Origin of the sequence: Lutibacter sp. Hel_I_33_5, from assembly GCF_007827455.1 — a bacterium.
GTDB lineage: Bacteria > Bacteroidota > Bacteroidia > Flavobacteriales > Flavobacteriaceae > Polaribacter.
Genome location: NZ_VISM01000001.1, coordinates 711,089 through 723,452 on the forward strand (window position 1 = coordinate 711,089; position 12,364 = coordinate 723,452).

A 12,364-nucleotide genomic window follows, 5' to 3' on the forward strand; every position below is an offset into this window, starting at 1 on the left:
AAAATTTAATGGATACAATTTTAGACAAAGCCAAAAGTTGGCTATCTGATACTTTTGATACAGAAACACAGAACGAAATTCAGCAGTTAATTAATGATAATTCTGACGACTTAACTGATCGATTTTACAAAGATTTAGCATTTGGAACTGGTGGAATGCGAGGTGTAATGGGTGCAGGAACTAATAGAGTTAACAAATATACATTAGGTAAAGCTACACAAGGATTAGCAAATTACTTAAATAAAAATGTGACTAAAAGTCAATTAAAAGTAGCAATTGCTTTTGATTGTAGACATAATAGTAAAGAGTTTTCTAAAATTGTTGCTGATGTTTTATCAGCAAATAATATAAAAGTTTTTTTGTTTGATGATTTACGTTCAACACCAGAACTATCATTTGCTGTAAGACATTTAGATTGTGATGCTGGTATTGTATTAACGGCTTCACATAATCCGCCAGAATACAATGGATATAAAGTCTATTGGTCTGATGGTGGACAAATAGTTCCGCCACAGGACGGAGGAATCATTGCAGAAGTAAATGCGTTAGATTTTTCTGAAATCAATTTTAAAGCAAACGAACATTTAATTGAAGTCATCGGAAAAGAAGTTGATGATGTTTTTGTAAAAGGTGCTGTTGAAAACGGAAAATTACCTGAATTAAAAAGTCGAAAAGATTTAAAAATCGTTTTCACTTCACTACATGGAACTTCCATCATGTCTGTACCAGATACCTTAAGAGAAGCTGGCTATACTGATGTTCATATTGTTGAAGAGCAACGAGAACCTAATGGAGATTTCCCAACGGTAAAATCGCCAAATCCAGAAGAACCAGCTGCTTTAAAAATGGCAACTGATTTAGCTGATAAAATTGGAGCAGATATTGTTATTGGAACAGATCCTGATTGTGATAGATTAGGAGTTGCCATTAGAGATGATAAAGGAAACATGAAGTTAATGAATGGTAATCAATCTATGGTTGTAATGACAGATTTTTTACTTCAAAAATGGAATAAAGAAGGAAAACTAAACGGTAATCAATTCATAGGATCTACGATTGTTTCAACAGAACTTGTAAATAAAGTTGCAGCAGAATATAATGTATCGACCAAAGTTAGCTTAACAGGTTTTAAATGGATTGCAAAAATGATACGCGATCATGACACCATGGATTTTATTGGTGGTGGAGAAGAAAGTTTTGGCTATATGATTGGCGATTTTGTAAGAGATAAAGATGCTGTTACCGCTACTTTGTTAGCTTGTGAAGTGGCTGCTTTAGCAAAACAAAACGGTAGTTCTTTTTATAATGAACTATTAAACATTTACACAAAACACAACTATTACAAAGAACATTTAATTTCAATTGTTAAAAAAGGAATGGATGGAGCAGTTCAGATTCAAAAAATGCTAAGCGATTTTCGTGAAGAACCTTTACAAAAAATTGATGGTGAAAGGGTTGTATATGTAAATGATTATCAATCCTCTATTCAGAAAAACTTAATTACAGGAGAAGAAAACTGCATTGATTTACCAAAATCAAATGTGTTAATTTACCATACCGAAAAAGGTACAAGAATTGCTGTAAGACCAAGTGGGACAGAACCTAAAATCAAATTCTATTTTAGTGTAAACACTTCTTTAGATTCAGTAAAGAATGCTGATAAAATTGAAGATCAATTAGATACTAAAATCCAAAGAATTATTAACGAATTAAACCTATAATTGACTTATTTTAAAAAAATATTGTATTATGCTATACCTTATAAAAGGTTTGCCTTCTTAAATATTTTTTTTAATATTTTGTACGCTCTTTTCTCAGCACTTTCATTTGTGGTATTAATGCCACTATTTAAAGTCATTTTTGGCTCTGAACAAAACCATATCACTAACAAACCTGTATATGAAGGTTTTACAAAAGCTGTTTCTTACTTTAATGATTATTTTAGTTATTATGTAGCTACTAAAGTTGGTGATGATCAAGAAAAAATTCTTCTAATTGTTATTGCACTAATAGTTATTATTTTTTTATTGAAAAATCTTTTTAGTTATTTAGGATTTTATTCTATTACATTTCTTAAAAATGGTGTTTTAAAAGATATAAGAAATGATTTGTACAAAAAAACAGTTTCCTTACCACTATCTTATTTTTCTGAAAAAAGAAAAGGAGATACCATGGCTAGAATTGGCCCAGATGTAATTGAAGTTCATTATTCTTTCTTATCAATTTTAGAATTAATTTTTAGAGACCCATTAATGATAATTGTAACAATTATCATTATGTTTTCTTTTAGTATTAAGCTTACTTTATTTGTATTTCTTTTTGTTCCTGTAGCCGGGTTTATTATTAATATAATTGGTAAAAATTTAAAAAAGACATCTGATAAAGTTCAGAATGAGCAAGGTACTTTTTTATCACTTTTAGAAGAAACATTATCAGGTTTAAGAGTGATAAAAGGATTTAATGCAGAAAATGTTTTCCTAAATAAATTTAATAAATCTACTGATACATTTGAAAAACTTTCAAATAAATTACTTAACAAAACACAATTATCAGCTCCAGTGAGTGAAGTTTTAGGAATAATGGTCTTTGCTGTTCTTTTATGGTATGGAGGTTCTCTTGTTTTAATTGATAAAGTTTTAGATGGTGATGAATTTATTGGTTACCTAGGACTTGCATATAATTTAATAACTCCTGCCAAATCTATTTCTAAAGCAAGTTTTATTATTAAAAAAGGAAATGCTGCAGCAGAAAGGATATTAGAAATTTTAGAAACTGAAGATGAATTAAAAGAAAGTGCAGACGCGATAGATAAAAATAATTTTAATTCTGAGATTGAATTTAAAAACATCTCTTTTAAATATGAAGATGATTATGTTTTAAAGAATTTTTATTTAAAAGTACCTAAAGGGAAATCAGTAGCACTAGTTGGTCAATCTGGAAGTGGAAAATCTACTTTAGCAAACTTAATTACTCGTTTTTATGATGTTAATGAAGGTAGTATAGAGATAGATTCAACAAACATTAAAAATATTACTAAAAAGTCTCTATTAGATTTAATGGGTATTGTAACTCAGGATTCAATATTATTTAATGATACTGTTTCGGAAAACATAAAATTAGGTAAACAAGATGCAACTGAAGAAGAAGTTATAAAAGCTTCAAAAATTTCTAATGCACATGAATTTATAAAAAATTTACCAAAAAAATATAACACTAATATTGGTGATAGTGGAAACAAACTTTCTGGCGGGCAGAAACAACGCTTATCAATCGCAAGAGCTGTTTTAAAGAACCCACCAATTATGATTTTGGACGAAGCAACCTCAGCATTGGATACAGAATCTGAACAATTAGTGCAGCTTGCTTTGGAGAAAATGATGAAAAACCGAACATCTATAGTTATAGCACATCGATTATCTACCATCCAAAACGCAGATAACATTGTAGTTTTAAGAAAAGGAGAAATTGTTGAACAAGGTAAACATGAAGAATTATTAGCTAAAAAAGGAGAATATTTCAAGCTAGTTTCTATGCAAACACTTAGCTAATGTTTAAAGAAAAAATAATTTTTATTCTTTTTTATAAGTGGAAATATCTACTTGCAATTTTAAAATCTAAATCTTTAAAAAATAGATCCAAAAAAGTTGATTCAATAACTTATGTTGCAAGAGAAGCAGATAAAGATTGGATTTTTGGTGCTAAAGTGAATAAATTATCAAGAAGCTCAAACTTAAATGCAGATGTTTATTTTCATGATAGATTAAGAGATTTACCTGTAACTGATGGATATTTTTTTGTTTTTCATCAATATTTTTACAGAGCAATTCGTCATAACCCACAGATTCTAAATAAGCGAAACATTATTATGTTTACGCACCCAAATTGGACAAACTCATTTTCTAAAACTCATGTTTCTTGGTGTTTAAATTTAGCATATAAAATTATATGTTTAAACTCAACCGTAAAAAAAGAGTTAATAGAAATTGGTGTTAAAGAAGAAAAATTAGAATTAATTCATATTGCTTCAAACCCAGAATTTTTCTATCACCATGAAAGAAAAAGTGGTGCTGTTGGATTTTGTTCTGCATATGGACCAAGAAAAAATGCTCAACTTATTTTTGATATTATTAATAACATGCCAGAGAAACATTTTTACATTCTTGGAAAAGGTTGGGAGAATTTTGAGCGTTTTGAAGAGTTAAGTAAGCTGAAAAACTTTACTTATTATAATAATGAAGACTATCATAAATTTCCAGACCTATATACTAAGATAGATACATTTATTTCTGCATCTTTTTTAGAAGGTGGACCAGTACCAATTTTAGAAGCAATGCTTTCAAATTGTTTTCCTATTGCAACAAAAACAGGTTTTTGTCCAGATATTATTGAGCACGGAAAAAATGGCTTTTTAATTGATTTAGACATTACTTATAAAGAAGTAATTCCTTTAATTAAAGAAGCAGACAATATAAAGTTTAATGTTAGAGAAACTGTTCTTGAATATTCTTGGGAGAAATGTGCTAAGAAAATTGATACACTCTTTTTAAGCTAAAGTTAACCCTAAAGACTTTCCTTTTTTAATCATGAAATCAAGAGAAGCCTTATGTTCATTAGGTATTTCACCTTCTAAAATAGCCTCCTTAATTGCTTCTTTTATCTGACCTATCTCTCTACAAGGCTTTAAGTTAAAGGTTTTCATAATTTCTTCACCTGTAATTGGCGGTTGAAAATTACGAACTCTATCACGTTCTTCTACTTCTTTAATTTTAGAACGTACTAATTCAAAATTTTGATGATACCTTCTAAATTTCTTAGGGTTTTTCGTAGTAATATCTGCTTCACAAAGGGTCATTAAAGAATCAATATCTTCACCTGCATCAAAAATTAAACGACGTACAGCAGAATCGGTAACTTCTGTTGCTAACACAATAGGCCTTGAACTTAACAATACCATTTTCTGAACAAACTTCATCTTATTATTTAATGGTAATCGTAAACGTTTAAATAATTTATACACCATTTTAGAACCAACAAATTCATGTGCATGAAATGTCCAGCCAACTTTTTTACTAAATTTTTTGGTAGGTGCTTTTCCAATATCATGTAATAAAGCTGCCCATCGTAACCAAACATTGTTTGTGTTTTCAGCAATATTATCAACTACTTCTAAGGTATGATAAAAATTATCTTTATGTTTCTGTCCTTCTACCTCTTCTACTCCTTTTAAATCAATTAATTCTGGTAAAATCTGGACTAACAACTTCGTTTTCTCTAATAATAAAAAACCAATAGAAGGTTTTGGAGAAGAAAGAATTTTATTCAATTCATCATTTATTCGTTCTCTTGTAATTATTTTTAGTCTTTCAGAATTCTTGGTTATTGCAGTTAAAGACGAATCCTCAATTTCAAAATTTAATTGGGTTGCAAAACGAATGGCTCTCATCATTCTTAGTGGATCATCAGAATAGGTAATATCTGGATCTAATGGTGTTCTTATGGTTTTATTTTCTAAATCATTAATTCCTCCAAACGGGTCTAATAATTCACCAAAATTACTTGCATTTAAACTAAGCGCTAATGCATTAATTGTAAAATCTCTTCTGTTTTGGTCGTCTTGTAAAGTTCCTGCGGAAACTTCTGGATTTCTACTTTCTTCCGAATACGATTCTTTTCGAGCACCAACAAACTCAATTTCTACATCTTGATATCGTAACATTGCCGTTCCATAGGTTTTAAAAACCATCACTTTTGGCTTGTTCGGTAATAAATTAGCAACTTCTTGTGCTAATTCAATTCCGCTACCAATTGCAACAACGTCTATATCTTTTGCAGTACCTCTTTGTAAGATAAAATCACGTACAAAACCACCAATTACATAAGAATCAATATTTAAATTTGAAGATGCCTGTGATATAATATTAAATATTTCTGATGAAATAGCTTCTTTTAAAAACTGATTTTGCATGTATTAGGGTCTTAAAACCTGAATATCATTCCCATCAATTTTTAATATAGTTGATGATTTTGAATTCACTTTATTTTGATGCAAATTTACTATATAATCTACTCTATCCAAAATAGCATTGTCTATTTCTGAAAATGATTTTGGTGTAGGATTTTCTGAAATATTTGCAGATGTAGAAACGATAGGTTTTCCAAATCGTTTAATCAATTTTCTACAAAACTCATCTTGTACAATTCGTATAGCAATTGTATTATCTTCTGCAATGGTATTATTTGCAAATCCTTTTGGGTTGTTATAAATAATCGTTGTCGGTTTTTCGCTATTTTTTAATAGTTCAATTGCTTTTTTAGGAACAGAGACATACTTTTTTAGCATATACAATGAGCTTACTAAAACAATTAAGCTTTTAGATGTTACCCTTTTCTTAATTTTATAAATTTTATCAACTGATTTATAATTTGTTACATCACAACCTATACCCCAAACAGTATCCGTTGGGTATAAAATAGTTTTTCCTTTTTGTAATGAATCTAAAGCAGCAATAATTTCAGGTATCAAAATCCATTATTTTTTAGATGCCAAAGTTTTACATATCTAGAAAATACTGCATATGCCTGAGTTCTTGCATAAATTAAACCTGCATAACCATCTAAAAAACCTAATCTGATTACATAATGAATAAAAAACCTAACTAACGGCTTAATTAGAAAATGATAGACATTTACATTTTTATTTTTTTGAAAAAGTTGTTGCGCTTTTAACTCAGAATAATGATTCATTTTACCAATATACTGATTGTAGTTTCTATATGAATAATGATTTATTTTATTCTTTAGAAACCCTAATTCACCAGTAGACTCAATAACTTCATGAACCAAATTACCATTATATTGACAATATTCTTTTAAGAATAATCGAATTACCTTATCTCTTTGCCAACCGCCATAATGTAAATTTTTAGCACCAAAAAAGAAGGATCTTCTAATGTGAAATCCAACTTTATCTTTTGGGTCTTTAACGGTCTTTAATATTTCATTTTTAAGTTCTTCAGTGACACGTTCGTCTGCGTCTAAAATATAAATCCAAGAATTACTCGCTTTTTCAATTGCAAAATTCTTTTGCGAAGAAAAATCATCAAACTGTCTCTGAATAATTTTTACATCATGTTTTTTAGCAAGCTCAATTGTTTTATCAGAACTAAAAGAATCTATTATAATAATTTCATCAGCAAAATCAACAGACCCTATAGCTTCTTCAATATGAATCTGCTCATTAAGCGTTGGTATGATTGCAGTAATTTTTGTCATAGCAATTTTTATAATTAAACAGCTACATTATGTTCTCTTAATGCGTCGTTTAATGATGTTTTTTTATCAGTACTTTCTTTACGTTTACCAATGATTAATGCACATGGAACTTGAAATTCTCCAGCAGGAAACTTCTTGGTATAACTACCTGGAATAACAACTGAACGTGCAGGAACTCTTCCTTTCATTTCTATCGGTTCATCTCCCGTAACATCAATAATTTTTGTACTCATTGTCAGGACAACATTTGCCCCTAGAACAGCTTCTTTTTCTACTCTAACTCCTTCTACAACTATACTTCTAGATCCTAAAAAGGCACCATCTTCAATAATTACTGGAGCAGCTTGTAAAGGTTCTAAAACACCACCAATTCCTACTCCACCCGATAGATGTACATTTTTCCCAATCTGCGCACAAGAACCTACTGTAGCCCATGTATCAACCATAGTTCCTTCATCTACATAAGCACCAATATTTACATAACTTGGCATTAATATGGTTCCAGAAGAAATATAGGCTCCATGTCTTGCTACTGCATTTGGCACAACTCTAATTCCTCTTTCTTTATAATTTCTTTTTAATGGAATTTTATCATGATATTCAAAAATACCTGCTTCTAATGTTTCCATTTTCTGAATTGGGAAGTACAAAACAACTCCTTTTTTAACCCATTCATTAACTTGCCAGCCTCCTTCAATTGGTTCAGCAACACGTAATTCTCCAGCATCCAATAAATCAATTACTTTTCTAATAGCATTTATGGTTTCATTTTCTTGTAATAGTTCCCTATTATCCCAAGCATTTTCTATAATTTGTTGTAATTCAGTCATGTTTAATTATTTTCTACAAAGATAAATCTATTGTTAAAAATTAACACGAAGATACATTTTTTAAACAGATATTTATTTCCTGTTTAAAATGCGTATTTTTGCAGTAAAACTAAGAGTATTGGGTAGAATTTTAGCCATCGATTTTGGACAAAAAAGAACAGGAATAGCAGTAACTGATGAACTTCAAATTATTGCTTCAGGATTAACGACTGTAGACACAAAAGATATAATACCTTTTTTAAAAAACTATATATCTAAAGAAAAAGTTGATTTATTTTTAGTTGGCAAACCAAAACAACTTAACAATTCTGATAGCGAAAGTGAAGCTTTTATTATTCCTTTTCTTCAAAAATTAGAGAAAGAAATTACGAGTATACCAGTAAAAAGAATAGATGAGCGATTTACTTCTAAAATGGCTTTTCAAACAATGATAGATAGTGGACTAAAAAAGAAACAGCGAAGAAACAAAGCTTTGGTCGATGAAATTAGCGCTACTATTATCTTACAGTCTTATTTATATCACCAATAAAATGCTGATTTAAAATTGGTGATTCGTAATTCTAAATTGTACTTTTGCAAGCGTTATTTAAAATTAAATAAATGATATTACCCATTGTAGCTTATGGCGATCCTATATTACGCAAAGTAGGAAAAGAAATTAATGCTGATTATCCAGAATTAAAGAAGCTTATTGCAAACATGAAAGAAACCATGTATAAAGCTTCTGGTGTTGGTTTAGCTGCACCTCAAATAGGAAAAGCAATCCGATTATTTATTATTGACGCCTCTCCTTTTGCAGATGATGAAGATTTAGATGAAGAAGAACGAGCTACCTTAAAAGATTTTAACAAGGTTTTTATCAATCCAAAAATAATTGAAGAGGAAGGTGATGAATGGGCTTTTAGCGAAGGTTGTTTAAGTATTCCTGATATTAGAGAAGATGTTTTTAGACAAAATAACGTTACCTTAGAATATCAAGATGAAGAGTTTAAAAAACATACATTAACGTTAAGTGGTTTAGCCGCAAGAGTTTTTCAACATGAGTATGATCATATTGAAGGAATATTGTTTACCGACAAGCTTTCATCACTTAAAAAGAGATTATTAAAAAAGAAATTAGAAAACATAAGTAAGGGAAAAATAAATGCAGATTATAGAATGCGTTTCCCTAAATTAAAAAGAAAATAATGGAGTTTAGTAAAATTATTGCGGTAACAGGTAAACCTGGTTTATTTGAAATCTTATCGCAAACCAAATCTGGTGTAATTGTAAAATCTTTAAAAGAAGACAAAAGATTTCCAATAAATGCAACACAAAACATTAGCTTATTAGAAAACATTGCTATTTATACGCTAGAAGAAGAGGTTCCTTTGGGGCAAATTTTTAAAATTATTTCTGATAAAGAAGAAGGAAAACAATGTATTTCGCATAAAGAAAGTGGTAACAAACTAACTTCTTATTTTGCAGAAATTTTACCAGAATATGATGATGAACGCGTATATACTTCTAACATTAAAAAAGTGTTACAATGGTATAATATTTTAGTTGATGCTAAATTTGATTTCTCTTCAATAGAAGTTGAATCTGTAGAAGAAGAAACTGAAGAAACCAATTCTTAAATTTGAATTCGCGTAAAGAACAACTTTCAGCTTTTAATCGTTTGTTAGATATTATGGATGAACTTCGAGAGAAGTGTCCTTGGGATAAAAAACAAACCATAGAAAGTTTACGCCATTTAACCATTGAGGAAACCTACGAATTAGCAGATGCTATTTTAGAAAATGATTTACCCGAAATTAAAAAAGAATTGGGTGATTTACTGCTACATATTGTTTTTTACGCTAAAATTGGTTCAGAAAAAAAAGCATTTGATATTGGAGATGTTGCCAATGCAATTTCTGATAAATTAATTGATAGACATCCCCATATTTATGGTGATGTTGAAGTAAAAAATGAAGAGGAGGTTAAACAAAACTGGGAACAACTTAAACTTAAAGAAGGAAAAGAATCTGTTCTAGAAGGTGTTCCAAAAAGTTTACCTGCTCTTGTAAAAGCGAATAGAATTCAAGATAAAGTTTCTGGAGTTGGATATGATTGGGAAGAACCTCATCAAGTTTGGGAGAAAGTTCAAGAAGAATTAGATGAACTAAACGAAGAAATTAAAAAAGGAGCTAAAGAAAATATAGAAAAAGAATTTGGCGATGTACTTTTTTCTATGATAAATTATGCACGTTTTATTGATGTTAATCCAGAAAACGCTCTTGAAAAAACCAACAAAAAATTCATCAATAGATTTCAATATTTAGAAAAAGCAGCCAAAAAAGAAGGGAAACAGCTTTCTGACATGACATTGACAGAAATGGATGTTTTTTGGAATGAATCTAAGCAATACTTTAACTGATGAAAGTTCTAGTTGTAATTAGAGCCAATGAAACCTATGCTACACAGCAAGCACAAATTGAGTTAGTTTTAGGGCTCAAAAAAAAAGGTGTTTCTATTTTATTAATGGGGGAATTTTCTGATGAAGTTTTAACCGAAGTTAAAAAATTAGACCTTAATTATATTTCACTTTACCCTATAAAGAAAATTGACAAAAATTACACAAAATCATTTAAGAAAGTTGTTATTGAACAACATATCGACATAGTTCATTTTATTGATGGAAAAGCTAGCAGAAGTGGATTACCAGCTTTAAAGAAACTCCCAATAAAAGTAATTACCTATTTTGGTTCTATTAGTTTGCATTGGTATGACCCAACTTCATATTTAACGTATTTACATCCAAGAGTAGATGCAATTATCTGCAATAGTAAGTTTGTATTTAATCATGTAAAAAAACAATTACTTCCAAAACATAAACACAAGCCAATATTAATTTACAAAGGATATAATTCCGATTGGTTTCCAGAGCATAAGCCTTTTAATTTAGAAAATTTAGGAATCCCAAAAAGTGCAACTGTTGCTTGCTTTATTGGAAATCACAGAAAAGTAAAAGGCACTAAATATTTCTTACAATCGTCTTATCATTTATCAAGCAAAAAAGAAATACATTATTTGTTAATTGGTAAAAACACAGATGCCAACGATCTAATTTCAATCGCGAAAAAAAGTCCAATTGCAAATAAAATTCATATTCTTGGTGTACGATCTGATGTGATATCTCTGTTAAAAAGTACCGATATCTACGTGCAAACATCATTAAGTGAAGGGTTTGGAAGAGCAATTTCTGAAGCAATGTCTGTTGCAAAACCTATTGTTATGACTGATGCTGGTGGTTGTACTGAATTAATTGATAAAGAAAGTGGAATTATTGTACCAGTAAAAAATCCACAGAAAATTGCAAAAGCTATTTCTTATCTTTCAGATAATAAAAGTAATAGAAAAGAAATGGGTAAAAAGGCAAAAGAAAGAATTAATTCTGTTTATCACATTAACAATACTATAAACGATACCTTGTCTTTATATAAAAAACTTTTAGCCAAGAATGACTGATATTATCATTATTACCGGTGGAAGTAAAGGAATTGGAAAAGCTTTAGTTGAAAAATATGCCCAAGAAAATTACAACGTATATTCATTAGCTAGAAGTATTGTTAACCTAGAAAATACAACTCAAATTTCTGTCGATTTATCAAATTTAAAAGAAACAGAAAATAGTTTTTTAATGCTTTTTGATGAATTTAAAAAAATGCAAATTTCATCGATTACCTTAATAAATAACGCTGGGAGATTAGGTACAGTTTCTTCTTTAGAAAATATAGAAAGTGAAGATATTGCAAAGACAATTCAACTAAATACCACTACTCCACTTATACTATCTAGTTTATTTATTAAACACACAAAGAGTTTAGCTTGTAAAAAACAAATCATTTCTATTTCTTCTGGTGCAGCTAGAAGCGCATACCAAGGTTGGTCTATTTATTGCACTTCAAAAGCTGCTATAGATATGATGACAAAAACCATAGCTCTAGAACAGTCTGAGCTAAAAAACGGGATAAAATGTATGGCTATTTACCCAGGTGTTGTAGATACCAATATGCAAACTCAAATTAGAAATACTTCAGAAAATGACTTTAAAAACGTTGATCGTTTTAAAGAATTAAAAACAAATAATGAGTTATATACTTCTGAATTTGTTGCCAATCAAATATTTAAAATCGACAATGAAGATTTACTTGAAAATGGCGATATTATTGATATAAGAAATTTCTAATCAAATCAAAATACAGTTTATTTTGATATAATTTAATAAAAATTAATAA

Annotated in this window: 13 protein-coding genes; 9 read left to right on the plus strand and 4 right to left on the minus strand. The window is 29.4% G+C overall.

Features of this window, described 5'->3' with window-relative positions; genetic code table 11:
- The first annotated feature begins 8 nt into the window (after window positions 1–8).
- The 3 genes from OD91_RS03095 to OD91_RS03105 are packed head-to-tail and all read left to right on the plus strand — an operon-like array spanning window position 9 to window position 4,552.
- On the plus strand, window positions 9–1,721 hold the full coding sequence (locus OD91_RS03095) for a phospho-sugar mutase (protein ID WP_144894935.1): 1,713 nt from the start codon (window positions 9–11) through the stop codon (window positions 1,719–1,721).
- Window positions 1,722–3,548, plus strand: a complete 1,827-nt coding sequence (locus OD91_RS03100) for an ABC transporter ATP-binding protein (protein WP_144894936.1) — start codon at window positions 1,722–1,724, stop codon at window positions 3,546–3,548.
- On the plus strand, window positions 3,548–4,552 hold the full coding sequence (locus OD91_RS03105; protein WP_144894937.1) for a glycosyltransferase family 4 protein: 1,005 nt from the start codon (window positions 3,548–3,550) through the stop codon (window positions 4,550–4,552). Before OD91_RS03100 ends, OD91_RS03105 begins: the two co-directional genes overlap by 1 nt.
- Here OD91_RS03105 and OD91_RS03110 read toward each other — a convergent pair.
- From OD91_RS03110 to OD91_RS03125, 4 genes are read right to left on the minus strand one after another with little or no spacing between them, the layout of a single operon-like run.
- Complete coding sequence (locus OD91_RS03110; RefSeq protein WP_144894938.1) at window positions 4,544–5,965, minus strand: CCA tRNA nucleotidyltransferase; 1,422 nt, start codon at window positions 5,963–5,965, stop codon at window positions 4,544–4,546. The two genes, OD91_RS03105 and OD91_RS03110, sit on opposite strands and share 9 nt — an antisense overlap.
- Before the next feature lie 3 nt (window positions 5,966–5,968).
- A complete protein-coding gene (locus tag OD91_RS03115; protein ID WP_144894939.1) occupies window positions 5,969–6,523 on the minus strand; it encodes an L-threonylcarbamoyladenylate synthase in 555 nt (184 codons plus the stop codon).
- Window positions 6,520–7,272, minus strand: a complete 753-nt coding sequence (locus tag OD91_RS03120) for a glycosyltransferase family 2 protein (RefSeq protein WP_144894940.1) — start codon at window positions 7,270–7,272, stop codon at window positions 6,520–6,522. Before OD91_RS03120 ends, OD91_RS03115 begins: the two co-directional genes overlap by 4 nt.
- Before the next feature lie 14 nt (window positions 7,273–7,286).
- Entirely contained in the window at window positions 7,287–8,102 is an 816-nt protein-coding gene (locus OD91_RS03125; protein ID WP_144894941.1) for a 2,3,4,5-tetrahydropyridine-2,6-dicarboxylate N-succinyltransferase, read from the minus strand.
- A 118-nt stretch (window positions 8,103–8,220) separates the two neighbouring features.
- On the opposite strand from OD91_RS03125, the gene ruvX reads away from it, so the two are divergent.
- The 6 genes from ruvX (at window position 8,221) to OD91_RS03155 (ending at window position 12,315) form a co-directional block, all read left to right on the plus strand.
- Window positions 8,221–8,631 (plus strand): Holliday junction resolvase RuvX, encoded by a 411-nt coding sequence (ruvX, locus tag OD91_RS03130; protein ID WP_144896919.1) that lies wholly within the window; start codon window positions 8,221–8,223, stop codon window positions 8,629–8,631.
- A 71-nt stretch (window positions 8,632–8,702) separates the two neighbouring features.
- On the plus strand, window positions 8,703–9,290 hold the full coding sequence (gene def / locus OD91_RS03135) for a peptide deformylase (protein ID WP_144894942.1): 588 nt from the start codon (window positions 8,703–8,705) through the stop codon (window positions 9,288–9,290).
- Window positions 9,290–9,721: a DUF5606 domain-containing protein gene (locus OD91_RS03140; protein WP_144894943.1), complete on the plus strand. Its 432-nt coding sequence runs from the start codon at window positions 9,290–9,292 to the stop codon at window positions 9,719–9,721. Before def ends, OD91_RS03140 begins: the two co-directional genes overlap by 1 nt.
- Window positions 9,722–9,723: 2 nt before the next feature.
- Window positions 9,724–10,503, plus strand: coding sequence for a nucleoside triphosphate pyrophosphohydrolase (mazG, locus tag OD91_RS03145; RefSeq protein ID WP_144894944.1), 780 nt, complete (start codon window positions 9,724–9,726; stop codon window positions 10,501–10,503).
- Window positions 10,503–11,594: a glycosyltransferase family 4 protein gene (locus tag OD91_RS03150; RefSeq protein WP_144894945.1), complete on the plus strand. Its 1,092-nt coding sequence runs from the start codon at window positions 10,503–10,505 to the stop codon at window positions 11,592–11,594. The genes mazG and OD91_RS03150 overlap by 1 nt, the downstream gene beginning before the upstream one ends.
- Window positions 11,587–12,315, plus strand: coding sequence for an SDR family NAD(P)-dependent oxidoreductase (locus tag OD91_RS03155; protein WP_144894946.1), 729 nt, complete (start codon window positions 11,587–11,589; stop codon window positions 12,313–12,315). The genes OD91_RS03150 and OD91_RS03155 overlap by 8 nt, the downstream gene beginning before the upstream one ends.
- The last annotated feature ends 49 nt before the right edge of the window (window positions 12,316–12,364 follow it).